Annotated in this window: 20 protein-coding genes; 12 read left to right on the top strand and 8 right to left on the bottom strand. The window is 70.5% G+C overall.

The genetic code is table 11. The features are described 5' to 3' along the window. Nucleotides 1-203: 203 nt before the first annotated feature. The 3 genes from AA23TX_RS22935 to AA23TX_RS22925 are packed head-to-tail and all read right to left on the bottom strand — an operon-like array spanning nucleotide 204 to nucleotide 3,117. Nucleotides 204-830 carry a TetR family transcriptional regulator gene (locus AA23TX_RS22935; protein ID WP_155544917.1) on the bottom strand — a complete coding sequence of 209 codons (627 nt, stop codon included), beginning with the start codon at nucleotides 828-830 and terminating at the stop codon, nucleotides 204-206. 24 nt (nucleotides 831-854) lie between these two features. Next, the gene (locus AA23TX_RS22930) at nucleotides 855-2,426 is read right to left on the bottom strand and encodes an alkaline phosphatase D family protein (RefSeq protein WP_155544916.1); all 1,572 of its coding nucleotides are present in this window, start codon (nucleotides 2,424-2,426) and stop codon (nucleotides 855-857) included. A gap of 34 nt (nucleotides 2,427-2,460) precedes the next feature. After that, on the bottom strand, nucleotides 2,461-3,117 hold the full coding sequence (locus tag AA23TX_RS22925; protein WP_155544915.1) for a hypothetical protein: 657 nt from the start codon (nucleotides 3,115-3,117) through the stop codon (nucleotides 2,461-2,463). A gap of 113 nt (nucleotides 3,118-3,230) precedes the next feature. Between AA23TX_RS22925 and AA23TX_RS22920 the strand changes: the two genes are divergently transcribed. The 3 genes from AA23TX_RS22920 to AA23TX_RS22910 all read left to right on the top strand — a co-directional run bounded on the left by AA23TX_RS22920 (nucleotide 3,231) and on the right by AA23TX_RS22910 (nucleotide 8,939). After that, nucleotides 3,231-6,164, top strand: a complete 2,934-nt coding sequence (locus AA23TX_RS22920; RefSeq protein ID WP_155544914.1) for an AfsR/SARP family transcriptional regulator — start codon at nucleotides 3,231-3,233, stop codon at nucleotides 6,162-6,164. Nucleotides 6,165-6,251: 87 nt separating this feature from the next. Further along, nucleotides 6,252-7,475, top strand: a complete 1,224-nt coding sequence (locus tag AA23TX_RS22915; RefSeq protein ID WP_155544913.1) for a DUF8814 domain-containing protein — start codon at nucleotides 6,252-6,254, stop codon at nucleotides 7,473-7,475. 228 nt (nucleotides 7,476-7,703) lie between these two features. Next, on the top strand, nucleotides 7,704-8,939 hold the full coding sequence (locus AA23TX_RS22910; protein WP_155544912.1) for a glycoside hydrolase family 88 protein: 1,236 nt from the start codon (nucleotides 7,704-7,706) through the stop codon (nucleotides 8,937-8,939). Between the two features lie 28 nt (nucleotides 8,940-8,967). Here AA23TX_RS22910 and AA23TX_RS22905 read toward each other — a convergent pair whose 3' ends face one another. Beyond that, on the bottom strand, nucleotides 8,968-9,423 hold the full coding sequence (locus AA23TX_RS22905; RefSeq protein WP_155544911.1) for a DUF4396 domain-containing protein: 456 nt from the start codon (nucleotides 9,421-9,423) through the stop codon (nucleotides 8,968-8,970). A gap of 262 nt (nucleotides 9,424-9,685) precedes the next feature. Here AA23TX_RS22905 and AA23TX_RS22900 point away from each other — a divergent pair, with 262 nt between their 5' ends. Further along, complete coding sequence (locus AA23TX_RS22900) at nucleotides 9,686-10,702, top strand: autoinducer 2 ABC transporter substrate-binding protein (protein WP_196425488.1); 1,017 nt, start codon at nucleotides 9,686-9,688, stop codon at nucleotides 10,700-10,702. 4 nt (nucleotides 10,703-10,706) lie between these two features. On the opposite strand, the gene AA23TX_RS22895 is transcribed toward AA23TX_RS22900, so the two are convergent. The 3 genes from AA23TX_RS22895 to AA23TX_RS22885 form a co-directional block, all read right to left on the bottom strand. Beyond that, entirely contained in the window at nucleotides 10,707-12,269 is a 1,563-nt protein-coding gene (locus AA23TX_RS22895; protein ID WP_155544909.1) for an esterase-like activity of phytase family protein, read from the bottom strand. A 182-nt stretch (nucleotides 12,270-12,451) separates the two neighbouring features. Beyond that, complete coding sequence (locus tag AA23TX_RS22890) at nucleotides 12,452-13,765, bottom strand: DUF6923 family protein (protein ID WP_155544908.1); 1,314 nt, start codon at nucleotides 13,763-13,765, stop codon at nucleotides 12,452-12,454. Beyond that, on the bottom strand, nucleotides 13,762-14,526 hold the full coding sequence (locus AA23TX_RS22885) for a bestrophin-like domain (protein ID WP_155544907.1): 765 nt from the start codon (nucleotides 14,524-14,526) through the stop codon (nucleotides 13,762-13,764). Before AA23TX_RS22885 ends, AA23TX_RS22890 begins: the two co-directional genes overlap by 4 nt. 411 nt (nucleotides 14,527-14,937) lie before the next feature. Between AA23TX_RS22885 and AA23TX_RS22880 the strand changes: the two genes are divergently transcribed. From AA23TX_RS22880 to AA23TX_RS22870, 3 genes are read left to right on the top strand one after another with little or no spacing between them, the layout of a single operon-like run. Continuing rightward, nucleotides 14,938-16,341 carry a family 2B encapsulin nanocompartment shell protein gene (locus AA23TX_RS22880; RefSeq protein ID WP_155544906.1) on the top strand — a complete coding sequence of 468 codons (1,404 nt, stop codon included), beginning with the start codon at nucleotides 14,938-14,940 and terminating at the stop codon, nucleotides 16,339-16,341. A 5-nt stretch (nucleotides 16,342-16,346) separates the two neighbouring features. Then, the gene (locus AA23TX_RS22875; protein ID WP_155544905.1) at nucleotides 16,347-17,726 is read left to right on the top strand and encodes a family 2B encapsulin nanocompartment shell protein; all 1,380 of its coding nucleotides are present in this window, start codon (nucleotides 16,347-16,349) and stop codon (nucleotides 17,724-17,726) included. Then, nucleotides 17,723-18,739, top strand: coding sequence for a family 2 encapsulin nanocompartment cargo protein polyprenyl transferase (locus AA23TX_RS22870; RefSeq protein WP_155544904.1), 1,017 nt, complete (start codon nucleotides 17,723-17,725; stop codon nucleotides 18,737-18,739). Before AA23TX_RS22875 ends, AA23TX_RS22870 begins: the two co-directional genes overlap by 4 nt. 129 nt (nucleotides 18,740-18,868) lie before the next feature. On the opposite strand, the gene AA23TX_RS22865 is transcribed toward AA23TX_RS22870, so the two are convergent. Further along, nucleotides 18,869-20,005: a CapA family protein gene (locus tag AA23TX_RS22865; protein WP_155544903.1), complete on the bottom strand. Its 1,137-nt coding sequence runs from the start codon at nucleotides 20,003-20,005 to the stop codon at nucleotides 18,869-18,871. Nucleotides 20,006-20,374: 369 nt separating this feature from the next. Between AA23TX_RS22865 and AA23TX_RS22860 the strand changes: the two genes are divergently transcribed. The 5 genes from AA23TX_RS22860 (at nucleotide 20,375) to AA23TX_RS22840 (ending at nucleotide 25,801) form a co-directional block, all read left to right on the top strand. Further along, a complete protein-coding gene (locus AA23TX_RS22860) occupies nucleotides 20,375-21,349 on the top strand; it encodes a substrate-binding domain-containing protein (protein WP_155544902.1) in 975 nt (324 codons plus the stop codon). Nucleotides 21,350-21,422: 73 nt separating this feature from the next. Further along, nucleotides 21,423-22,961 carry a sugar ABC transporter ATP-binding protein gene (locus AA23TX_RS22855; protein ID WP_155544901.1) on the top strand — a complete coding sequence of 513 codons (1,539 nt, stop codon included), beginning with the start codon at nucleotides 21,423-21,425 and terminating at the stop codon, nucleotides 22,959-22,961. Next, nucleotides 22,958-23,983: an ABC transporter permease gene (locus AA23TX_RS22850; protein WP_155544900.1), complete on the top strand. Its 1,026-nt coding sequence runs from the start codon at nucleotides 22,958-22,960 to the stop codon at nucleotides 23,981-23,983. Before AA23TX_RS22855 ends, AA23TX_RS22850 begins: the two co-directional genes overlap by 4 nt. Nucleotides 23,984-23,986: 3 nt before the next feature. Next, nucleotides 23,987-24,643: a FadR/GntR family transcriptional regulator gene (locus AA23TX_RS22845; protein WP_155544899.1), complete on the top strand. Its 657-nt coding sequence runs from the start codon at nucleotides 23,987-23,989 to the stop codon at nucleotides 24,641-24,643. A 72-nt stretch (nucleotides 24,644-24,715) separates the two neighbouring features. After that, nucleotides 24,716-25,801: a glycoside hydrolase family 88 protein gene (locus AA23TX_RS22840; RefSeq protein ID WP_155544898.1), complete on the top strand. Its 1,086-nt coding sequence runs from the start codon at nucleotides 24,716-24,718 to the stop codon at nucleotides 25,799-25,801.

The raw sequence follows: 25,801 nt of genomic DNA, 5'->3' as shown, positions 1-25,801 counted from the left end.
AGGCCCGGGGGACCCGCGCCACCCCCAGTCGGACGCGGGTCCCCCGGTGTTCGTGTGTGGCCGGAAACCGCGGCCGGGCCGCGGCGGGGACACCGGGGCCGGCTCCGGCGTCCTTTCCGGATTCGCAGTCTACCTTCGAAGAGCCCGGTGAAAACGTGCATCCGTCATGGTCCGGACCATGAATTCGTCATGATCCGGGCGGCTCAGGCGAACCCTACTCCGGACGCCAGCAGGTGGAACGCCCGTTCGGCCGCCGCCGCGGCCTCCGGGTGGCGCCGGTCCGCGGGGACGCCGGCCGCGACCGCGTCCATGTTCGCCGTGGCGAGCGTCCGGCGGACCGCCGCGATCTGCGCGGCGGCCAGGCCGGCGTCCGGGGCGGGGACGCCGGCCTCGGCGAGCGCGGCGGCCAGCGCCACCTCTCCCGCGGACGCGAACTCCGCGAGCCGCGCGACCAGCGCCGGCGTGCCGGTGACCAGCCGGAACACCGCGAGCACCGCGGGCTCGTCGCACAGGCCGGTGACCGGTGAACGCTCTTCGAGCCCGCGCAGGAACGCCTCCCGCAACGCCGACAGCGCCCCCTGCCCCGGCCGCCGCGCGCGGACGATGTCCGCCGCGTCGGTCTCGTGGTCGGCGAACCGGTGCAGCACCAGGTCCTCCTTGGACGGGAAGTAGGCGAAGAGGGTCCGCTTGGACACCTCGGCCACCCGCGCCACCTCGGCGACCCCGACCGCATCGAAACCGCGCTCGAGGAAGAGCCCGATGGCCGCCGCCGAGATCGCCGCCCGCGTGCGGAGCTTCTTGCGCTCCCGCAGACCCAGTTCTTCGCTCACGTCACTGAGCGTAGCGCCCCGGCGTCAGACCTTCTGCAGGCCAGGCCGTCCTGCTTGCACTACGTAGCTGACATCGTTCTTGATCACGACCGACGCCGGGTCGTAGACGCTGGTGTCGGACGTCGTCATGAAATCGGCTCGCATCTGCCCCGGCGTGGTCGTGACGCGGACGTAGCCGCGCTCGCCCTTGCAGTACTTGACGTGCGGGTTGTTCGCCAGCCAGGCCGCGGTCGGCGGGGTCGCGGTGTCGCTGTTGCTCGTCACCGACGTCGTGACCAGCTCCGAGCCGATCAGCGGGTCGCTGTGGTCGAAGTAGTCGAGCCGCAGGTCGGCGGCCCAGTGCCGGTGGACGTCGCCGGTGAGCACCACCGGGTTGGCGACCTTCCGGTCGACCCAGCCCTGCTGGATCCGGTTCCGGGACGCCTCGTAGCCCTGCCAGGAGTCGGGACTCTCGCAGGTCGCCTTGTCGCCGTCGCCGTCCCGCGTCGCGAAGAAGACCTGCTGGCCGAGGAAGTCCCAGGTGGCCGGGTGCGACTCGAACTGCTTGAGCAGCCACGCTTCTTCGGTGCTGCCGAGGATGCTGCGCGAGGTGTTGCGCATGTCGGTGCAGGCCGGCCCCGCCGAACCGGACGGGTCGGCCACCTGCGCGCTGCGGTACTGGCGCGTGTCGAGCATGTGGAACCGCGCCAGATTGCCCCACATGAGCTGCCGGTACAGCTGGATCGACGCGCCGTTCGGCTTGGCCGTCGAGCGGATCGGGGTGTGCTCGTAGAAAGCCTGGAACCCGGCGGCCTTGCGCGCGGCGGGCGCGGGCGAGGTGGTGCCGTTCCAGTTGTTCATGACCTCGTGGTCGTCGAAGACCACGACCCACGGCGCGATCGCGTGCGCGGCCTGCAGGTCGGAGTCGGTCTTGTGCTGGCCGTGGCGGGCGCGGTACAGGGCGAGCGTGGTCGCGTCGTCGGCGACGGCGAGGCTGCGCGGGTTTCGCTCCTGCGCGGTGCGGCCCGACTTCTTCTCGTAGATGTAGTCGCCGAGGAACAGCACCAGGTCCGGGTCGTCGGCCACGACGCCCTTGTACGCGTGGTAGTAGCCCTCCTCCCAGTGCTGGCAGGAGGTGAAGCAGTACTTGAGCTGGTTGACCGCGGCACCGGCGGCGGGCGCGGTGCGCGTGCGGCCGACCGGCGAGATGTAGCCGGAGCTCTTGAAGCGGTAGAAGTACTCGCGCGCCGGCTGCAGGCCCACCGGTTCGATGTGGACGCTGTGCGCGGACGCGCGGGCCGCGTTCACCGAGCCGGTCTGGACGATCGAGGAGAACGCCTCGTCGTTCGCGATCTCCCAGTCGACCGCGTAGGTGGCGTCCGGCATGCCGCCGTAGCCGTCGGCGTTGAGCGGCGCCGGCGCGAGTCTCGTCCAGAGCACCACGCTGTCGGGAAGCGGATCGCCGGACGCGACGCCGAGCTGGAAGGGGTCGTGGATCGTGGGGGCGGCCGCCGTGGTGCGGGCGTTCGCCCACGACGGCAGCGCCGCCGACGCCGCGGTGGCGGTGACCGCGGCGAGCCCGCCGAGGAGCACCTTGCGCCGGTTGACCTGAACCATGTCGGAATGCCTTTCGGGGAAGGGGAAGACGCGGTCAGGCCGCGAAGTCGGTGATGCCGTCGCTGCAGGACTTCAGGTCCGGCTTGGCGGTCGTGTAGTTCGCGACGCAGACCTTGTAGAACACCCAGCCCCCGTGCGGGACGGTGACAGCCTTGTCGACCTTCGTGCCCTCGCCGCCGGAGTTCCAGACGTAGAACGGCCCGGCGCCGCCCTTGAGCCAGTACGCGACGACGGCCGAGTAGCCGTCGGCATCGGTGTCGTAGACCAGGAAGTGGGAGTCGGACGAGCGGTACTGCCCTTCGCCGGCGCACGCGTCGGCGCACTGGCCGCTGCCCGAACCGACGCCGCAGTCGGGCGCGACCCGCTGGTCGGAGCCGGTGTAGACGTAGGTGTCCGAGATGTACCCGCCGAGCGCGGGAACGTAGTCCCACAACGTGCCCGTGCCGTAGGTCCCGGTCACCGACGTGCCGATCGTCTGGCAGTCGATGGTGACGGACGCGCCGTTCGCGACGGTCTTGACGGCCGTGGCCCCCGCGGTGGGTGCCCGGCGGACGTTGAGGGGGTCGCCCGCGGTCTTGACGGTGCCGGTCGCCGCGGCCGACGCCTCGATCGCGCCACCCGTCGCCAGCGCGCCGACCGTCGCGAGGACGACTGCTGATCCGGCCATCCGCCGGAGGTTCGAACGCTTCATGGCGGGAGCGTGACCCGGGCTCGTACACGACTCGTACAAAGGTCCGGACGGCTGCGGGCAGACACTCCGAATGGATCTATCCCCTGAGGTCGAACGGGTCATAGCATCCGCTCATGGGGGAACTCATCGGGCAGGTTGAGGCCACCTCGCTGACGATCCGCGTCCTCGGTCCGCTGGAGGTCACCGCCGCCGGGCAGGTGATCCCGCTCGGCGGGCCGAAGCCCCGGCTGCTGCTGGCCGCGCTGGCGCTGCAGCCGAACGTCGTCGTGTCCGCGGACCTGCTGGTCGAGGTGTTGTGGCCGCAGGCGGCCCCGCGTTCGGCCGCGGCGAACATCCGCACGTACGTCCATTCGCTCCGGAGACGGTTCGCCGAGATCAACCCCGACCTCGGCGAACGGATCAGCAGCCGGGCGTCCGGCTACCTGCTGACCGCGTCGGCCGAAGAGCTGGACCACCTCGCCTTCACGGCGCTGGCCGCCGAAGCGCAGGAAGCGCTCGACCGGGCCGACGCGGAGAGCGCTCTCAAGCTGCTCGACCGGGCCGACGCGCTGTGGCGCGGCGAAGTCCTCGAAGGACTCCCGCACGACCACAGCTGGGGCGCGAGCGTCGCCCGGCTCGCCGAACTCCGGCTTTCGGTGCAGGAACAGCGCCTGCGCGCCCGGATCGACCTCGGCCGGTGCGGCGAAGCCGTCGCCGAACTGCGCGGCCTGGTCACCGAGCACCCGCTGCGCGAAGAGCTGTGGGCGCAGCTGATCGTCGCACTGCGGGCCGCCGGCCGGACCGCGGACGCCGTCGAGGCGTACGAGTCGGCCGAGCGCGTGCTGCGCGAAGAGCTCGGCGCCGAGCCGGGCGCGCGGCTGCGGGAGCTGCGCGCGACGCTGGTGACCGAGAGCCTGCCCGCCGGGCGCCCGGCGGACTTCGTCCCGGTCTGCCAGCTGCCGCTCGACCTGCCGGACTTCACCGGCCGTGACGACGTGATCGCCGAGGTCACCGGCTTGCTGCGGGAGCGCGCTGACTCGGGCACGCCCGCGGTGGTCGTGCTCGCCGGCGCCCCCGGCGTCGGGAAGTCGGCGGTCGCCGTCCGGGTCGCGCACGCGGTGCGCGACGACTTCCCCGACGGCCAGCTGCACGTCGACCTGGCCGGCACGTCGTCGTCGCCGCGGGCCCCGATGGGCGTCCTCGCGGAACTGCTGCGCGCGCTCGGCATCCCGGACGCCGGCCTGCCGCGCGAGCCGGCCGAACGCTCGGCGCTGCTGCGCTCGCGGCTGGCGGGGCGGCGGATGTGCGTGGTGCTCGACGACGCGGGCAGCGCCGCCCAGGTGCGCCCGCTGCTGCCCGGCGCCGGCGCGTGCGCGGTGCTGGTGACCAGCCGGCTCCGGCTGCCCGGCCTCCCCGGGGCGACGCCGGTCGACGTCGACCTGCTGCCCGAGGACGAAGGCGCGCGGCTGCTGGAAGGCATCGTCGGTGCCGAGCGGGTGGCCGCCGAGCCGGAGAGCGCCGCGGCGATCCTGCGCCAGTGCGGGCACCTGCCGCTGGCGATCCGGGTGGCCGGCGCGAAGCTGACGAACCGGCCGGGCTGGACGCTGCGGCTGCTGGCCGACCGGCTGCGCGACGAGCACCGCCGGCTCGACGAGCTGCGCGTCGGCGACCTCGCCGTCCGCGCGAGCGTGACACTGTCCTACGACCTGCTGCCGATGTCGGCGGCCACGGCGTTCCGCGGGCTCGGGCTGCTCGGGCCGGTGCAGTTCCCGGCGTGGGCGGTCGCGGCCGTGCTGGGCCGCCGCGAGGCCGAGGACGTCCTCGACGTGCTGGTCGACGGCCACCTCGTCGAGCTCGTCGGCTCCGACTCGGCCGGGCAGCCGCGCTACCGGCTGCACGATCTGTTGCGCGTGTACGCGGTGGAGCTGGCGGAGCAGAGCGACGCGGCGAAGACGCGCGCGGCGCTTCGCCGGGTTCTCGAGGGATACCTGGCGCTCGCCCTGGAAGCCGCGCGGCGGATGCCGTTGCACTTCTTCGGCATGTACTGCGACGACGAGCTGCCGCGCCCGGCCGTGCCCGCCGACGTGCTGCCCGACGACCCGGCGGCGTGGTTCGCGGCCGAGCGGCACACGAGCGTCGCGGCGGTCTCGCTGGCCGCTTCGCACGGCTTCGATGACTTGGCGTGGCAACTGGCGTCGGCGTTGACGCCGTACTTCGACCTGCGCGGCCACCAGGACGACTGGCACAGCACCCACACGATCGCGCTCGAGGCGGCCCGCCGGACCGGTTCGCTGCGCGGGGAGGCGATCGTCCAGCGCAACCTCGGTCAGTACCTGCTTTACCAGGACGAATACGCGGGCTCGCGAGTGGCGTTCGCGGAGTCGAAGGCGCTGTTCGAGCGGGTCGGCGACGCGCAGGGCGTGGCCATCGCGCTGACCGGGCTGGCCACGATCCTGCGCATCGACGGCCAGGACGGCCTGGCGCTCGACCACTGCCACGAAGCGCTGAAGCTGTTCGCGGAGGAAGGCGACCCGAACGGCGAAGCGGTGGCCCGCCTGGGCGCGGGCGCGGTCTGGATGTCGCGCGGCTGCTACGCGGCGGCGAAGCGCTGGTTCACCGACGCGCTGGAGCTGTCGGCGGCGATCGGCGACCGCCACCGCGAGGCGCACGCGTACAAGCGGCTGGGGCTGCTGTTCCAGCACCAGGGCAACCTCGCGGCGGCGCGCGAGCACGTCGACCAGGCGATCGCGATCTTCACCGACCTCGGCGACGACCACTGCGTGGGGTACGCGAACCAGAACCTCGGAGAGCTGTGCTTGCACAGCGGGGATTTCGCGCACGCGCAGCTGCTGCTGGTGAACTCCCTTTCGGTGCACCGGCGCAACGGCGACCGGCGCTCGGAGGCCGAGGTGTCGCAGCTGCTCGGCGAGCTGCACCGGGCGTTGTCGCAGCCGGAGCGGTCGCGGGACTATTCGGAGCGCGCGCTGGCGATCTGGCGGGAGCTTTCGTCGCGGCCGCCGGAGCCCGCGACCTCGGTGGAGGAGCCGCCGCACATCGTTTCGGCCTGACCCACGCACTGCTTGTACGGATCATGTACGCCACCCCGTCAGTCTTTCGCCACGTTCGAGTGAACGAGTGCGAGAGGAGAACCGGGGATGATCCGGATCAAGAAAGCCGGCCGCGTGACCGCGGCGGTTCTGGCCGCCGGGGCGGTGACGGCGCTGGCCGGAGCACCCGCCCAGGCCGCGACCACCACCAGTGGCGCGAGCTGGCAGGAAAACGTGTCCACTGTGGACTTCGACGACGTCAACGTCACCGGTGCGGGCGGAACCCTGACCCTGGCCGATGCCGCGTGGCACAGAACCGCGCAGGTGTTCGCCGGCAGTGAAGGCAGCTTCATCACCGCCGAGCACGCCCTGGGCACCCCGGCGAACCGCGTCAGCGCGGAACTGTCGGCCGACACCCCGAAGGGCACCGCGGTCGACGTCGACGTCCGCGGCCGCACCGGGGTGAACGACTGGACCGAGTGGACGCCCGCCGGCACGGCGTTCAAGACCGCCGTCAGCGTCGTGCAGGCGCGGGTCAGCCTGCACAGCGACACCGACGGCGTCCGCCCGGCCGTCAAGGGCCTCGGGCTGAGCGCCGACAGCGCCCCGCAGGTGAACGCGCTCGCCGCGACGGCCGCGCTGACCTACAAGATCTACGCCACCCGCGAAGGTCTCGTCGGCGGCACCACCGCGAACGGCCACGTCATCACCAGCCGCGACCACTTCGTCGCACTGCCGTCCGGCCGCGGGCTCTCCCCGAAGGCGTCCGGCTCGTACAGCGTCCGCGTCTGCAAGACCGACAACAGCCGCTGCGAGTACGCGCCGGTGTGGGACGTCGGCCCGTGGAACACCAAGGACGACTACTGGAACCCGGCTTCGGTGCGCTACGAGTACAAGGACCTCCCGCAGGGCCAGCCCGAGGCCTACGCCGCCTACCACAACGGCTACAACGGCGGCAAGGACGACCTCGGCTACAAGGTCGGCAACCCGGCCGGCATCGACCTCGGCGACGGCGTCTTCTACGACGGGCTCGGCATGTCGGACAACGGGAACGTGAACGTCACCTACCTGTGGACCGGCACCGGCCCGACCGGCACGGTGAAGACCGCGGGCGACCCGATGAACGTGCGGGCGAGCGCGAGCACCTCGGCCGCCGTCAAGGGTCTCGCGGCGAACTACGCCCGGGTCAACATCGAGTGCTACGTCCTGGGCGACAGCGTCACCGGCACGTTCGGCACCAGCACCATCTGGGACCGGATCGGCCCGAACAACTACGTCTCGGACACGTACCTGCAGACCGGCTCCGACGAACCGGTCGCGCCCCTGTGCTGAACCGCGGCTCGATCGAGCCCCGAGGTTCGCGTGGTTGACTGCCCTCATCCCCGCGAGAGAAGCGAAGGCCCGGTGTCCCCCGCCGGGCCTTCGCCCTTTCCGGGGTATTCCACTCACCGGTCTATCATTCACATTCATGAACTAATGTCCGCCCGCTGTACACGTCGTGACGATTGTGAAAAACTCCGGGCACCTGGAGCATTTCCCCACACGGAATGGCGGGCACCTGTGAGCGTTACCCGGAGAACCCTGCTGACCACCGCGGCCGGTGCCGCGGTGGCGGTGAGCGCCAGCACTTCCACGGCCGCTTCCGCGGCCTCCCCCGATGCCTCCGACCAGGCATCCGTCACCCGGACGCTCCGCCAAGCGGCCGACTACGCGGTCGCCAAGCTGCGCGCGGTGGCCCCCGGCGTCACCGCGTTTCCGGTCGGCACGAAGTTCGAGAAATGGACCTATTCGCAGAATGGCGACTGGGTCGGCGGATTCTGGCCCGGCCAGTTGTGGCTGGCGTACCTGCACAGCGGCGACGAACAATTCAAGACCCTCGCCCTGGCGTCCGCGGAGAAACTCGCGCCGCGGCAGAACGACACCGGCACGCACGACCTCGGTTTCCTCTTCTACCCGTCGTGGGTCACCGCGTGGCGGCTCACCGGCGACGACAAGTGGCGGGCGGGCGCGGTGCAGGCCGCGTCGTCGCTGATCAAGCGCTACAACCCGGCCGGCGGGTTCATCCGCGCCTGGGGCGCGCTCACCGATCCCAAGGACGCGGGCCGCGTCATCATGGACACGATGATGAACCTCGACCTGCTGGCGTTCGCCACCAAGCAGTCCGGGGACCCGCGGTACCTCGAAATCGCCGTGGCGCACGCGAAGACCGCGCAGAAGAACTTCGTCCGCCCGGACGGGTCCACTCCCCACGTCTTCGACTTCGACCCGGTGACCGGCGCGCCGATCGGGCCGAACACGGTGCAGGGCTACAGCCCGGCGTCCTGCTGGTCTCGCGGGCAGGCGTGGGGCATCTACGGCTTCACGACCATCCACCGCCGCACCGGCGACCAGGAGTTCCTGGCCACCGCCCGGAAACTCGCGGACTTCGCGCTGGCGCACCTGACGTCCGACCACGTGCCGGTGTGGGACTACCTCGCGCCCCAGGCACCGGACGACGTCAAGGACGCCTCCGCCGGCGTGATCATGGCCTGCGGCCTGCTCGACCTCGCGGAGCTCACCCACCGCTCGCAGTACCGCGACAGCGCGCTGCGGATCCTGTCGGCGATCTCGCGGACCTGCCTGACGACGAAGTCCACCCGGGCCGAGGCGAGCGTCGCGCGCTGCACCCGCAACCGGCCGGCCGAGGACGGCATCGAGGTGTCGCTCCCCTACGCCGACTACTACCTGCTGGAAGGCGTCCTGCGGGTGCTCGACCGGCGGAAGGTCGACCGCGCCGTCGACCTCTCGAGCGTCTGACCCGCCGGGGAGGCCGCCACCTCCCCCGTCAGTGCTGGTGGTGCGCGTGCACCTTCGCGTGGCCGAGGCCGCGCCCGATCATCCACTTGTTCACCGGCACCGTGACGACGAACGCGATGGCCAGCGAAAGCACCAGCGCCAGCCAGAAGAGGAAGCTGGCGAGGCCGGCGTTCATCGCCCCCGGGATCGCCACGACGACCGTGTTGTCGATCAGCTCCATGACGGCGATCGACACCGTGTCCGCGGCCAGCGCGACCTTGAACGCCGCCGCCGCGGGCAGCCCCGACTTCAGCACGCCCCGCATGGTCAGGCCGTAGCCGAAGACGAACGCCAGGACGATCGACAGGACGACGGTGGCCGCGTTGTGCAGGCCGAACGCCGTGCCGATGACCATCCCGAGCACCTCACCGATCGCACAGCCGGTCAGGCAGTGCAGGGTCGCCTGGATCGCTGTCGCCCACGAAGCTCCGTGCTGTTCGCTCATGCCCGCCACTATACCCCCAAGGGGTATCAACGCGCTGTCTGGTACGCCACCCCGCAGCGGCGAGTGACACTGGGACGAGCCGTCGTCACTCACCGTGTCCAATACCGCCGACCAGGCGAATCCCGCCAGAAACCCACCAGGTAGAACTCGCTTCCGTAACCCTTTGCGCACATCCCGTTGACCACCGTTACGCGGGGCCCTACCTTCGCCCTTGGTCTCCACCGCGCGCAGACCGTTCGAAAGTCCCGAGGAATGGGTGGGGATGCGAGGGCCGACGAAGACGTTCCGGCTGGTCGCGACGCTGCTGCTGGGTGCGGCGCTCGCGCTCGGGGGCTGCTCGGACCAGCTGGGCAGCGCCCCGGCGCCGACGCCGACGCGGATCGCGTTCGTGCCCAAGGTCGACGGCATCCCGTACTTCCAGGCGATGAACACCGGCGGCCTCGAAGCGGCGAAGCAGCTGGGCGTGCAGTGGTCCATGGTCGGCCCGAAGACCGTCGACCCCGCCGACCAGGTCACCATCGTGCGCGACCTGATCGCGAAGAAGACCGACGTCATCGTCGTCGCGCCGAACGACCCGGCCGCGCTCGCGCCGGCCATCGCCGAGGCGCGCGCGAAGGGCATCCACGTGCTCACTTCGGACACCGACGCGCCCGGGACGCAGCGCGAGGTGTTCGTCAACCAGGCCAGCGCCGAGGGCATCGGCGCCGCGCTCACCGACGCGCTGATGAAGCGGACCGGCGGCACCGGCAAGTACGCGATCGTCTCGTGCGGCCCGGCCGCGGCGAACCTCAACACCTGGATCTCGGTGCAGAAGACCTACACGGCCGCGCACTACCCGAAGGCGCAGCTCGTCGAAACCGTGTACGCGGGCGAAGACCAGGACAACGCGACGAACCTCGCCAAGGAGCTGATGGCCCGCCACCCGGACCTCAACGGCATGGTGGGCGAGTGCACGACGTCCGCGCCCGGCGTCGCGAAGGCCGTCCAGGAGCAGCAGAAGATCGGCCAGGTGTTCACCGTCGGCATCGGGACACCCCAGTCGATCAAGCCGTACCTGCTCGACGGCTCGTGCTCGCAGTCCGTGCTGTGGAACGTCGAGTCGCTCGGCTACCTGACCGCGTGGACGGCGAAGCAGGTCGCCGACGGCAAGCAGCTGAGCGCGTTCAACAAGGTGAGCCTGGAGTTGCCGGCGGTGAAGTACGACCCCGAGTCGAAGACCGTCCTGCTGGGCGATCCGCTGCTCATCACCGCCGACAACGTCGACCAGTTCAAGTACTGACGGGCTACCGCACGTCGATCGTGACCGTCGCGGTGCTCGTCGCCGCCGGGAGCTTCGTCGTGTCGACCGCGAGGTATTCGCCGTCGTCCTGGCGGCCGTCCGGCAGCGTCTTCGGGTGCAGCGCGTACGGCGGCGCCGCGTTCGTCACGCCGTCGATGCCGAAGTCGTTGTCGTTGCTGATCACGAGGGTCCGGCCGCCATCGGTCGTCGCGACGCCCTCGACCTTGTCGTGCCCGAAGAAGCCGCCGCTCGGGTCCAGGCTCGTGACGAGGGCACCGAGGTCGAGGAACAGCTTCTTGCTCACCGGCGTGATCCCGGCGGCGGCGAGGTCCTTCGTCGCCTCGGCCGTCGTGTCCTTGCCGACGTAGGCGTCGATGCTCTTGCCGCCGACGAGCAGGCCGCCCTTGACGGCGTCGTACCCGGCGGCCTTCGGGCCGACGTCGGTGGCGCCGGTCAGGTCGATCTCGTAGAGCTTCTTGACGGCGCCCGGTTCCGGCTTTCCGTCACGCTCGTCCACCAGGAAGCGCGTCGCCGAGAGCGCGGTGATCTCGCTGACCGCGGTGCTCGTCTTGTCCGGGTCGTCGAGCAGGTAGAGGTACTCGTGGGTGGCGCGGGTGCGCAGGTCGACGGTGACGATCCGCAGCGTGGTGACGTTGCCCGGCTTCTTCGTCAGGTCCGGCTGCTGCAGCGCCGACTGCATGACGCCGACGAGCGTCCGGCCGTCCGGGGTGAGCGCGAGACCCTCCATGCCCTTGTTGGGCACGCGGTACTTCAGTTCGGCGGGTAGCGAGCCGTCGAACGGCGACAGCCGCTCGAGCGCGCGGCCGTCACGGCCGAAGTGGGTGATGAAGGGACCGTACTCGTCGGAGATCCAGAAGGTGCCGTCCTTCTGCGCGACCAGGCCTTCGGAGTCATAGCCGTTCGCCGACTTCGGCAGGACGTTCCCGTTCAGGTCGACGATCTTCTCGCCGGTGTCGGCGAGCGGGCTGACCTGGCCGTTGTACGGCGTGCCGTCCTCGGCGCGCAACGGGATGGTCTTCTCCAGCACAGCCTTGCCGTGCCGGAGCCGGAACTTCCCGATGGCGGGGGTGAAGGCGGGCAGCGGCTCGATCTTGCCGCCGTCGGGCGCGTCGACGTTCGGGCCGCGATCGGTGAGGCCGTAGAACTCGTCCTTCTCGCCGGGCACGGGCGTGAGCGCGGAGCCGTACGCACCGCCCTTGAGCTGCACGCCGCCGATGGTGGCCAGCGGCGCGAGGGCCGTCGGGTAGAGCTTCACGGCGTCGGAAACGGTGTAGGTGAAGGAATCCCGGCCGGTGAATCCGGGCGCGGGGGTGTAGCGGAGGGTGCCGTCGGCGGCGAGGTCGACGGTCCCGTGCGCGGCGGCGGTGTGCCGGACGACGGCGGTGGCGCGGTCGTTGCCGAGCACGTCCGCGGTCAGGCTCCGCCCGGCGTGGGTGCGGAAGTGGTCGTCCTTCGCCCGCGGCCCGTGGTCGTGCGCCTCGGCCGGACCGGCGGCCAGTGGCAGGGCCAGCACCCCGGCGACCAGGGCGATCGTTACCCGCTTCATCCCGTTTCTCCTCCTCCGGCGCGTGGACCGCGCCGGAGGAGGAGTCTTCGTGGCCGAAGTGGACGCCGGCTGGCATCGAGGAGGCCGGGACGTTAACGGTGCGACCGGCGCGTCTGCCGCGGCCGGTCGTGAGTGAGAAACAGTGTTCTAACCCGGTTCCTCACTCACGACCGGCCACCAGGTCAGCGGTGCCGTCGGACGTGGCCTGCCGCCGCTCCACCGCCCAGCACCAGGATCAGTGCCGTCAGTCCCCAGCGGCGCTTCTCCTGCGTCTTCACCGCGGTGCCTTCGACCACCGGCTCCGGCGTCGGCGTCGGCTGCACGTGCCGCCTCGACGGTGGCGGGGGCAGCTCCACGGCCCTCGGCGTGGGCGTGGCCACCGGAGGCGGGGTCGGCGCCGGGGTCGCGGCCACCGCTACCGGTTGCTCCACCGGTGGCGGCCGCGACGGCGGTGGTGGCTCCCGCACCGGCACCGGCACCGGCGTGGCCGACGGCGTCGGTGCCGGAGTCGCCGAGTTCGGCGGCGGTGTCTCGGAAGGCGGCGTGTTCGGCGGTATGGGCGGACTCGACGTCGGTGTCTCCGAGACGGTCGTGGACGGAGGCGGCGGAGTGGCCTCGGCGAAACACCCGGCCGCGTCCCCGCTCACCAGCGTCGGGCCGGTCGACACCTCCACCGCCGGGCCCGAACCGTCGCGGGGCACCCGGTAGGTCACGCTCCGGCGCCCGTCCCGGTTGGCCGTCGCGTAGATCGCTTCGGGTCCGAGCACCACCGATCCGTACGCGCCCCCGGGCGGGAACCGCAGCCCGGGCACCACCGCGACCTTCCCCGTCGCCGGGTCCAGCGTCACCACCGAGCTGTCCCCGCGCGAGGTCGTCGAGACGCCGTACAGCAAGCCGGAAGACGGGTCGTACGCGAAGTCGTCGACCCCCACCGCGAGCGACACCGGCCGCAGCGCCGTCCGGTGCACCACGCGCACGTAGTCCGCGGACGCCGGGTCGACGTCCACTGTGTACAGATCGCTGTCCTGCCTCACGTACCAGCGGTTCCCGGCGATCGCACCCGCCGTCGCACCGGTGACCTGACTCCACGCCGGACGCGGCGAGCCCGCGCGGCCGACGATGCCGAGGTCCGCCACGGTGCCCGACGCGTCGATCCGCACCGCGTGCGAACCGTGGTCGTACCGGCCGCCGCGCGTTCCGTCGGCGACGCCGTACACGACGTCCTGCGCGGCCGAGTACCCCATCGCGTTGATCCAGTAGCCCGCCTGGGTCAGGCGTTTCGTCGCCCCGCCGGGCAGGGACAGCAGCCGCAACGTCGTCGGCGCGCCGTCGCGTTCGTTCTCCGCCTGGAGGATCGTGCAGGCGCCCGGGTCCTGGGCCGCCGGGTCCTGGTACCGCGGTGACGCGGGCGCGAGCCAGCCCGTCGCCGCGAGCAGAGCCGACACCGCCGCGGCCACGCCGAGCATCGCCGCCCAGCGGGCCCGCCCGCCGGTCAAGCCAGCCTGGCCAGCGCGCCGGTGAACGCGTCCGCCGGGATCTTCGCGCCCCCGCTGAACGGGTTCTGGAGCTGGTAGATCGCGAACAGCAGCAACGTGATCGTGCCGGCCAGGGTGGAGACGATGATGATGTGCGCGGCCAGCCGCGTGCCGCCGAAGAGGTTGGGCAGCAGGATCGCGGTGATCAGGCTGCCGAGGATCAGCGCGAACCAGACGACGGCCCCGACCCCGCCGCCGCCCGCGTTGTTCAGCCGCTGCGTACGGGCCTGGTAGACCGACCAGAGCTGGTTGCTGGCCTCGGTCTTGCGGTCGATCTGCCAGTCGCCGTCGACCTCGGCGGCCGCGACGGCCTGGCGCATCTGGTCCAGCTGCGTCCAGCCCGTGGCGGGGATCTCGCTGCCGTCGCCGAGGCGCGGCCACTCCTGCTGCTCGACGGTCCGCGCGTACGCGACGGCGAGCTGGTGCACCCGGTCCTTCGTCTCGGCGGGCAGGGCGTCGGCCGCCCAGGTCGCCGCGATCAGGCTGTCCGCCTCGGTCTGCGCGTCCTGGGTCGCGCCGCCGACCGAGTCGAACAGCGAGATGAGCACGAACGCGACGAGCACCGCGTGCAGCCCGCCGACGATGGTGAACACCTGGCCCGCCGCGTCGTTGTTGTCCGGCCGCCCCTCGTCCCAGCCGAACCGGCGGACCAGGTACGCGATCACGCCCCCGACGAGGGCCGCGCCGGCCACCCACAGACCGCCGGCCACGAAGATGTTCATCCACGTCCTTTCCCACCGGACGGATTCACCGCCGGATCGCTCAAGTTAGTCATACGTTTTCGGGCGGACAACCGGGAATTGTTCGGTTCATCCGAGTGGCCTCACCCAGGCCGCGACCATAGCCGGTTCGGCGCAGTTCACCGGCACCGGGGCGGCCGTCGTCGCTCCCCACCGCGACGACGAATTCCCCTTATGGCCTGCGATCTTCTCGACCGGGTGACAGCCGCGAACGGCGGGTGATGACCGGCGAGCGCCGACGGGGCGAGGGTGCCCGAAACGACCGGAAACCAACCAGGTGAATATCCCGCCGACCCGATCGTGTCATTGTGCGGCCGCACGCCGTTGCTATGTTGATTCTTCGTTGCCAGCCTCGGGCATTCCCGGCTTCCGAATGATTGGGTGGTTCTCGTTGTGACTGTCACCGACCCGGTGGACACCGACCAGGCACCGCTGAGCCTCGGCCGGGCCGCGGCCCGCACCCTGGCCACCACGACCAAGTCGGTCCCGCAGATGCAGGGCATCTCCTCCCGCTGGCTCCTCAAAGTCCTGCCCTGGGTCGAGGTCTCCGGCGGTGCCTACCGCGTCAACCGCCGCCTGTCCTACTCCGTCGGCGACGGCCGCGTCACCTTCACCACCACCGGCGCCGACGTCCGCGTCATCCCACCCGAACTCGGCGAACTCGCCCCCCTGCGCGGCTACGACGACGACGACGTCCTCACCGAACTCGCCTCCCGCTTCACCCAGCACGAATACGTCCCCGGCGACACCCTCGTCGAGTTCGGCTCCCGCGCCGACCAGGTGTACCTCATCGCCCACGGCAAAATCACCAAAGTCGGCACCGGCGCCTACGGCGACCAGACCGTCCTGGGCACCCTCGCCGACGGCGACTACTTCGGCGAAACCGCCCTGATCCGCGCCGACGGAATCTGGGAGTTCACCGCCAAAGCCGTCACCACCTGCACCGTCCTGACCCTGCCCCGCGCCGCGTTCCAGGACGTCCTGTCCCGCTCGGAGACCCTGCAAGCCCACCTCGACGCCTTCACCGCCGACGGCTCATCCGCCCGCAACGACCACGGCGAAGCCGAGATCTCCCTGGCCTCCGGGCACGACGGCGAGCCGACGCTGCCGGGCACGTTCGTCGACTACGACGCCCAACCCCGGGAATACGAACTCTCGGTCGCCCAGACCGTCCTGCGGGTGCACTCCCGCGTCGCGGATCTCTACAACCAGCCGATGAACCAGATCGAGCAGCAGCTGCGGCTGACCATCGAAGCCCTGCGGGAACGCCAGGAACACGAACTGATCAACAACACCGACTTCGGGCTCCTGCACAACGCCGACTTCGCCCAGCGCATCCCCACCCGCACCGGCCCACCCACCCCCGACGACCTGGACGAGCTGCTGGCGTTGGTGTGGAAAGACCCCGGGTTCTTCCTCGCCCACCCCAAGACCATCGCCGCGTTCGGGCGGGAATGCACCAAGGCCGGGCTCTACCCCGACGCCGTCGACTTCGGCGGGCACCACGTCCCGGCCTGGCGCGGGGTGCCGATCCTGCCCTGCAACAAGATCCCCGTCACCGAGACCCGCACCAGCTCGATCCTGCTGATGCGAACCGGGGAACAGGCCCAAGGCGTGGTGGGATTGCACCAGACCGGACTCCCGGACGAATACCAGCCCGGACTCAACGTCCGGTTCATGGGCGTGTCGGAGCAGGCGATCATCTCCTACCTGGTGTCGGCCTACTACTCGGCCGCGGTGCTGGTGCCGGACGCGCTCGCGGTGCTGGAAAGCGCCGAACTCGGCCGAGAAGGCTGACACCGATGACGGTGACGGAAGAGCTCCAGCTGTCCCTGAGCGTCAAAGCCGCGCGGACACTCACCACGACCACCAAGACCCTGCCGCAGATGCGCGGCATCACCACCCGCTGGCTGCTCTCCCAACTCCCCTGGGTCGACGTCCCCGCCGGCAGCTACCGCGTCAACCGCCGCCTCACCTACACCATCGGCGACGGCAAAGTCTCCTTCTACACCACCGGCGCCCGCGTCCACGTCGTCCCCGCCGAACTCACCGAACTCGAACTCCTCCGCGACTTCACCGACGAGACCGCGTTGACGGCCCTCGCCGAAGCCTTCGAACAACGCGAATACGAACCCGGCGACACCATCGTCACCGCGGGCCGCCCCCTCGACACGCTCATCCTCATCGCCCACGGCAAAGTCACCCGCCACGCCCGCGGCGAATACGGCGACGAAACCACCCTCGGCACCGCCACCGACGGCGACCACCTCGGCGCCGAACTCCTCGCCCACGACGACGCCACCTGGGACTACACCGCCCGCGCCGCCACCCACGTCATCGCCCTCGCGCTACCCGCCGAAACCTACGCCCGCCTCAACGGCCGCTCCGAACCCCTCCGCGCCCACGTCGCCGAAGCCATCACACGACCACGGAAACCCCAGAACCCCAAAGGCGAAGCCAGCATCGACCTCTCCGCCGGCCACGACGGCGAACCGATCCTCTCCGGCACCTACGTCGACTACGACCCCTCACCCCGCGAATACGACCTCGCCGTCGCCCAAACCGTCCTGCGGGTCCACAACCGCGTCACCGACCTCTACAACCAGCCCATGAACCAGCTCGAACAACAGCTCCGGCTCACCGTCGAAGCGTTACGGGAACGCCAGGAACACGAACTGGTCAACAACACCGACTTCGGGCTCCTGCACAACACCGATCTCAAGCAGCGCCTCACCACCCGCACCGGCCCACCCACACCCCTCGACATGGACGACCTGCTCTGCCGCCGCCGCAAGACGAAATTCTTCCTCGCCCACCCCCGCGCCATCGCCGCGTTCGGCCGCGAATGCACCCGAGCGCGGATCTACCCAGAACCCGCCACCCTCGACGGCAAACGCGTGACGGCCTGGCGCGGCGTCCCCATCCTGCCCTGCGACAAAATCCCGATCACCGACACCGGCACCACGTCCATCCTGGCCATGCGCACCGGCGAAGACGACGCCGGCGTCATCGGCCTCCGCCCCAAGTCACTACCGGACGAGTACCAACCCGGCCTGAACGTCCGGTTCATGGGCATCAACGACCGCGCCGTCACGTCCTACCTGGTCAGCGCCTACCACTCCGCCGCCGTCCTGGTCCCGGACGCACTCGGCGTCCTCGACCACGTGGAGGTCGGCCGATGACGACCATGGACTCCCGGACCGCCGCCCGCCCCCTCGCCGACGTCCTCGCGTGGAGCAAGAGCCTGGTCGACCCGGCTTTGCGCACCGCGGCCGAGCGGCTGCCCGAGACGATGCGGCGGATCGCCGGCTACCACTTCGGCTGGGAAGACGCCCACGGCGAGCCGTCGTCGGCGGACGGCGGCAAGGCGTTGCGGCCGGCGCTCGTGCTGCTGTGCGCGGAAGCCGCGGGCGGCACCCCGGCGGACGCCGTGCCCGCCGCCGTCGCGGTCGAGTTCGTGCACAACTTTTCGCTGCTGCACGACGACGTCATGGACGGCGACACCACCCGGCGGCACCGCCCGACGGCGTGGACGGTGTTCGGCACCGGGCCCGCGGTGCTCGCCGGAGACGCGTTGCTGAGCGTGGCGTTCGAGCAACTGACGCCCGACGGGGCGAGGCTGCTGTCCCAGGGTGTGCTCGAACTGCTGGAAGGCCAGGCCGCCGACGTCGACTTCGAGCAGCGCGACGACGTCACGCAGGCGGAGTGCGTCCGGATGGCCGGCGGCAAGACGGCGGCGTTGATCGGCGCCTCCTGCGAGCTGGGCGCGCTGCTCGCCGGGCGGCCCGAGGCGGTGCCGCGGTTCGGCGCGTTCGGCCGGTCGATCGGGCTGGCGTTCCAGCACGTCGACGACCTGCTCGGGATCTGGGGCAACCCCGCCGAGACGGGCAAGCCGGTGTACTCGGACCTGCAGAACCGCAAGAAGTCGCTCCCGGTGGTGACGGCGCTGGCGTCCGGCACCTCGGCGGGCGCGGAGCTGGCGACGCTGTACTCCGGCACCGACCCGCTGGACGACGTCGAGCTGGCCCTCGCGGCCACGCTCGTCGACGAAGCCGGCGGCCGCCAGTGGAGCCAGGCCCAGGCCGCGGCGCTGGTGGCGAAGGGCCTGCGCGAGCTGGCAACGGTGAACCCGGTCTCCCGCCCGGCAGCCGAACTGGCCACCCTGGCCCGCCTGATCACCACCCGCACCCACTGAGCCGTGATCGAAGCGCCAACTCGCGTGATCAGAACGCCAACTCACGTGATGGGAGGGTCGACACGCCGCGGTAGGCCGGTGGCTGCCGTGTCGACTCCTCAATCACGCGTGTCGACCGTCTGATCACGGTTACTTGCCGGGGCGGGTCAGGCCGACTTTGTCTGCTTTGAGGCTCAGGATGTTCTTGTCCGTGTCGCCCAGGGCCTTCGTGACCTGTGTTGACGCCGGTGATGTCGACAAGTCGATCAGGCGGATCGGGTTGTCCAGCTTGATGTACGTCGGGATGTACTCCGCCTTGTCGACCTTCCAGCGGTCACCGTCGCGGACGAAGCGGAAGCGGGCCGCCGCACCCTCCTCCGTGTCGCCGCGCGGCTCGGAGTGGCGGGCGACGCTGTTGCCGAGCCCGTAGGCCACCCACTTGTCGCCGATCTTCTCGAACGGCTGGACGACGTGCGCGTGGTGGCCGACGATCAGGTCGATGTCGTCCGACGCCAGGAGCTTCTTGGCCTGCGACCGCTGCTCGGCCGTCGGGTCGTGCTGGTACTCGACACCCCAGTGCAGGCTCGCGATCACGACCTGCGCCCCGGCCTCACGCGCTTTGCGAGCCGACGCCAGGACGTCGTCGACGTCGATCTGGTTGGCCAGCCACGGCTTCCCGGCCGGCACCTTGATGCCGTTGAACCCGAAGGCGTACGACACCTGCGCGACCTTCACGCCGTGGACGTCGAGGATCAGCGGTTTCGCCGCTTCGGCGGCCGACCGCGCCGAGCCCGTGTGCTTGATCCCGGTGGCGTCGAGCTTGTCCAGCGTCCGCTTCACGCCGTCGGCGCCCTGGTCGATCGTGTGGTTCGACGACGTCGAGCAGGTGTCGTAGCCGGTGTCCTTGAGCGCGTCCGCGATCTCCGGCGGCGCGCTGAACGACGGATAGCCGCTGTACGGGCCGCCTTCCGGCGCCAGTGGCGTCTCGAGGTGGCAGATCCCGAGGTCGGCGCCGGAGATCAGCGGCTTGATCCCGGCGAGCAGCGGCCGGTAGTCGATCTTCCCGCCGCCGTCGGCCTCGGCCTGCTCGGTGAGCGCCGGGTGGATCAGGACGTCGCCGGTCGCGACAACGCTGAACGAGCCGTCCGGCGCGGCCTCCGAAGACGCGGGAGCGGCGGGAGCCGTCTCCGGGAACGGCGTCGGCGCCGGGCCGGACTGCGGCGGGCTGCTGCACGCGGCCGCCAGGACGGCGACCCCGGCGAGCGCGGCGACGCGGAGCTTCGTCATCGGTCCCCCTGCTGCTGTGGTCCGGCCATCCTGCCATCCGGACGAACCCGGCACGTGCACCCTCCCGTTCAACGGAAACTTCCACCACAGTCGACAACACCGATCAGAACATTCGCACAAGACAAAACCGGACAACGTGCAGGACAGCCCCGAAAAAATACGATAAATCACGCGGTCGTGTGCCACGATGCAACTACCCAGAGTAGGTATCGCTCCGCTAACTGCGACTTGACGCTGCACGAACGGGTGTTTTGTAATACCAGTCACTCACCGGCGCCCCCACGCGCCACTCGAACCCCGGCCTACTTGGGAGCAACGATGTCCCCACACTCGCACAGGCTGCGCACCTGGAGCGTTGTTGGTTGTTGTTTGATTTCCGGCGTCCTGATGGCTTCGTGCTCCTCCGGCAAGACCGAGGCGCCCGCATCGCAGCAGGCGCCCGCCAACGGCAAGATCACCCTCTACTACCTGCAGAAACAGGGTGACCAGCAGTACTTCGTCGAGCAGGCGCAGGGGGCGCAGGAGAAGGCGAAGGAGCTCGGCGTCGAGCTCAAGGTCGTCAACCTCGGCCAGGACGCCAACAAGGCGATCACCGAGCTGGACGCCGCGGTCGCGCAGGGCGCGAACGGCGTCGCCATCGTCGTCCCGGACCAGGCCATCGGCCCGCAGGTGATCGACAAGGCCAAGAGCGCGGGCATCCCGATCATCGCCTCCGACGACGTCATCAAGGACGGCACCGGCGCGAAGGCCCCGTTCGTCGGCTTCAACGGCAGCCAGATGGGCGACTCGGTCGGCACCGAGGCCGGGAAGCTGTTCAAGGCCGCCGGCTGGACCGCCGCCGACACGAAGATCATCAGCGCGTACAAGCAGGACCTGAGCGTCTGCACCGACCGCGTCAACGCCGCCAAGTCCGCGTTCGCGAAGGCCGGCGACCCGGGCGTCCAGGTGATCGACGTCGGCACCGACAACTCCCCCGTCGACGCGCAGAACCGCTCCGGCGCGGTGATCGGCTCCAACCCCGGCGTCAAGCACTGGGTCGTCTGGGGCTGCAACGACGAGAACGAGACCGGGGTCGTGACCGCGCTCGCCAACTCGGGCGTGCAGGCGAACAACATCATCGGCGTCGGGCTCGGCGCCTACCTGGACTGCAAGGACTGGGCGGCCGGCAAGGACACCGGCAACAAGTCCGCGCTCTACATCTCCGGCGCCGAGGTCGGCCGCTCGGCGATCCAGGTGCTGGTGGACAAGGTGAAGAACGGCAAGGAGCTGCCCGCGGAGACGATCGCGAAGACCACGATCGTCAACAAGGACAACTACAAGCAGGCCGGCGTCAACTGCACCTGACCGATCCCGTCGTGAGTGAGAAACAGTGTTCTAACACTGTTTCTCACTCACGACCGCCGTACGGAAGGCGACCATGTCCTCCTCTTCACCCGCGCTCGCCGTCGAGGGCATCGGCAAGCGCTTCTCCGGCGTCACCGCCCTCGACGACGTCTCGCTGGAGTTCCGCTCCGGCGAGGTGCTCGCGTTGATGGGCGAGAACGGCGCCGGGAAGTCGACGCTGCTGCGCGTCCTCTCCGGCGACCAGGGCCCCGACGACGGGCGCCTGCTGCTCGACGGCACCGAGGTCACGTTCGACACCCCGCGCGCGGCGATGGCCGCCGGGGTCCGCGTGATCTACCAGGAACCCGAGATCATCCCGCACGTTTCGGTGGCGGAGAACGTCTTCGTCGGCGAGCTCCCGGCCAAGGCGCGCGTGTTCAACCGCCGCACGCTGCTGAAGGCGACGCAGGACGCGCTCGCCGAGTACGGCTTCGAAGGCGTCCTCAACCCGGCGACGCTCGGCGTCAAGCTGTCGGCCGCCCAGCGCCAGATCGTCGAGATCCTGCGCGTCCTCACCGCGGCCACCCCGCCGAAGGTGATCGCGTTCGACGAGCCGACGTCGTCGCTGTCCGAGCACGAGGTCGAGGCACTCTTCCGGCTGATCGGACGGCTGCGCGACAGCGGGGTCGCGGTCGTCTACGTCTCGCACCGGATGAAGGAGATCTTCCAGCTCGCGGACCGGGTCGCCGTGCTGCGCGACGGCAAGCTCGTCGGCGTCCAGCAGGTCGCGGAGACCGACGAGCCCGGCCTGGTCCGGATGATGATCGGCCGCGACCTCTCGGCGCTGGAACGCCGCGTCACGCAGGACACCGGCGACGTCGTGCTGAAGCTCGACGACATCACGACCGACGACGTCACCGGCATCTCGCTGGAGGTCCGCGCGGGCGAGGTCGTCTGCCTGGCCGGGCTGGTCGGCGCCGGACGCTCCGAGCTGGCCCGCGCGATCGTCGGCGACCTGCCGATCCGGTCGGGCACGGTCGAGCTGGACGGCAAGCGGCTGCGCGCGCACAACCCGGGTGACGCGGTCAAGGCCGGCATCGGCTTCGCGCCCGAAGAGCGCAAGACGGACGCGTTGCTCATGCAGCGGTCCGTCCGCGACAACATCTCCATCTCGGTGCTCGACCGCCTTCGCCGCTTCCGCGTGGTGAAGCGCGCGAAGGAACGCGCGCTCGTCGAGGAGTACATCAACGAGCTTCGCGTGCGGACGCCGTCGATGGAGCAGGAAGTCCGCAAGCTGTCCGGCGGCAACCAGCAGAAGGCCGTCCTCGCACGCTGGCTCGCGCGGCGGCCGAAGCTGCTGATCCTCGACGAGCCGACCCGCGGGGTCGACGTCGGCGCGAAGGCCGAGATCTACCGGATCATCGACGGCCTCGCCGCGGAAGGCATCGCACTGCTGGTCATCTCGTCCGACCTGCCCGAGGTGCTGACGCTCGCCGACCGCATCCTCGTGATGCGCGCCGGGCGCCTGGCCGGCGAGATCAGCCGCGAAGAGGCGACCGAGGAAGCCGTGCTGACCCTCGCCATCCCCGAAACCGAACCCGCAGTAGAAGAGCAGCAGGAGATCGGCGCATGAGTACCCCCACCAAGGAAACTTCGGCCCCTGCCGCACCCGCGCAGCCGAGCGCCGCGCGCCGCGTGCTCACCGGCATCGGCGTGCAGAACTCCAGCCTGATCATCACGCTGATCGCGTTGATCGTCCTGCTGAGCATCCTGAACGACAACTTCCTGCGCACCAACAACCTGCTGCTGATCGGCAGCGCGATCACCATCATGGGGCTGCTCGCCCTGGTGCAGACGCTGGTGATCATCCTGGGCGCGCTGGACATCTCGGTCGGTTCGATGGCCGGGCTCGCCTCGGTCATCTCGGCGATGGTGTTCACCTCGACCGGCAGCGCCGGGGTCGGCATCCTCGCCGCGGTCGGCGTCGGCATCCTCTGCGGCCTGATCAACGGCATGATCATCATCTTCGGCCGGGTCAACCCGGTCGTCGCGACGCTGGCCATGCTCGCCACCTACAAGGGGGTCGCGCAGGTCATCTCGGACGGCAAGTCGCAGGGCTACACCGGCGGCGACGACCTCTTCATCTTCCTGGCCAAGGGCGCGATCGCGGGCCTGCCGTCGCTGGTGTGGGTGTTCCTGATCGTCGCGGCGCTGCTGCACTTCCTGCTCAAGTACACCGACATCGGCCGCAACGTCTACGCCATCGGCGGCAACGACACCGCCGCGCGGCTGGCCGGCATCAACATCAACCGGTACATCATCGGCGTCTACGCGCTGGCCGGCGTGGTCGCGGCGGTCGCGGGCGTGCTGATCACCGCGCGGACGGGCTCCGGGCAGCCGGTGTCCGGGTCCGAGGGCCTGGAGCTGCAGGCCGTCACCGGCGCCGCGCTCGGCGGCACGATGCTCAAGGGCGGCCGCGGGTCGATCATCTCCACCGTGCTCGCGGTGATCATCCTGGGCGTGCTCGACAACGGCATGTCCGGGCTGGGCATCAACCCGTTCTGGCAGAACGTCGCCCACGGCGCCCTGCTCGTGATCGCGGTCGTGCTGCAGCAGCTGCGCAGCGGAGAGCGCCGCGTCGGCCTGCCCGAGTAGCGGGTGAACCTCCACGCCCGGATAGTGGACGAACTGGGCAGGCTCATCGTGGAAGGCGTCCTCGGGGACGGGCAGCCGCTCGTCCCCGAGGAGCTCGGCCGCCGCTTCTCCGCTTCCCGGACAGTGGTCCGCGAAGCGTTGCGCGTGCTGGAATCCAAGGGCATGGTGACCGCGCGGCCGCGGGTCGGTACGTGGACGCTGCCACCGGAGGCGTGGGACGCGATCGACCCGGACGTCATCGCGTGGCGCGTCAACGGGCCCGACGGCCGCAAGCACCTGCACGAGCTGCAGGAGCTGCGGCTGACCATCGAGCCGCAGGCGGCCCGGCTGGCCGCGCACCACCGGCGTCCGGGCGAGCTGTCGGCGATGGCCGCGGCCTACGAGCTGATGGCGGACGCGGTGGAACGCGGGGACACCGCGGCCTTCCACGACGCCGACTCGGAGTTCCACGCGGCCTTGATCCGCGCTTCCGGCAACGCGCTCATCGCGCAGCTGCAGGTGCCCGTCGTCGCGGCACTGCGGGCGCACGGCGAGCCGCTGGAGCTCGTCGCGCACTCCCGCGTGCTGACGCTGGTGCTGGCGAAGAACGCCGACGGGGCCGAATCCGCGTCGCGCCGGTTGCTGGAAACCGTTGCGCCGTACCGCTCACCGGCACCTTGACACGTCCACCGGGAAGCCTGAACACTCGCTGCGACCCACCCGCCGCCATGACGTGCTGAGGAGGACGCTTCCATGCGTTTCCCGGGTATTCGTGGCTTCGGCGTGCTCGCGGCCGCTGCGGTGGCGGGCAGCCTGTTCACTGCTCCGGCGGCCACGGCGGCAGCCCCGCCGGCCTGCCCGATCACCGACCAGATGGTGGCCGCGGGCAACTACTGGGTGACCAACGGGACGAACCTGGCCGCCCCGGACTGGCAGAACGCGACGTTCCACGTCGGCAACCTCGCGCTGGTCCGGACCACCGGCCAGTCGAACCACAAGACGCTGCCGTGGGCGCAGGCCAACAACTACCAGCTACCGCTCGACCCGAAGCGGCCGTTCTTCCCGGACAACCAGGCCGCCGGCGAGGCGTACCTGGACCTGTACACGTACTTCCACCCGGAGATCTCGCTCGACTCGATCCGCACCCGGATCAAGGACGAGGTCGCGTCCGTGCAGGCCGGGCACCGCGACTACTGGAACTACGTCGACGCGCTGAACATGGCGATGCCGTCGTTCGCGCGGATGAGCGTCATCGACCACGATCCGTCCTATTCGGACGCCATGGACAAGCTGTTCAAGTCGTCCGAACACAAGCTGTACAACGAGTTCACGGGCCTCTGGTACCGCGACGCGCGGTTCACGGGCTCGGGCGTGTTCTGGTCGCGCGGCAACGGCTGGGCCCTGGCGGCCTTGACGAAGGTGCTGCAGGTGCTGCCGACGGACGACCCGCGGCGGCCGGAGTACCTGCGCGTCTACAAGAAGATGGCCTCGACGCTGGCGCTGGTGCAGCGCCGTGACGGCTTCTGGAACTCGGACCTGCTGAACCCGTGGGACCACGGCGGCCCGGAGACGAGCGGCACGGCGTTCTTCACGTACGGCATCGGCTGGGGCATCAGCGCGGGCGTCTTGGATGCGAAGCGGTTCCGCCCGGTGGTGGACAAGGCGTGGACGGCGCTGTCGACGAAGGCGTTGCAGGCCGACGGCAAGGTCGGTTACGTGCAGCCGGTCGGCGACCGCCCGGCGACGGCGCAAGCGTCCGACACGTCGGCTTACGGCGTCGGCGCGTTCCTGCTGGCGGGCCAGGAAGTGGCCAAGCTGCAGGGCTGCTCGGCCGAGTAG

It is taken from the genome of Amycolatopsis camponoti, from assembly GCF_902497555.1.
In the GTDB taxonomy this organism is placed as follows: Bacteria; Actinomycetota; Actinomycetes; order Mycobacteriales; family Pseudonocardiaceae; genus Amycolatopsis; species Amycolatopsis camponoti.
The sequence above is the reverse complement of the archived record's forward strand: the minus strand, read 5'-3'. Positions and strand labels throughout refer to the sequence as shown.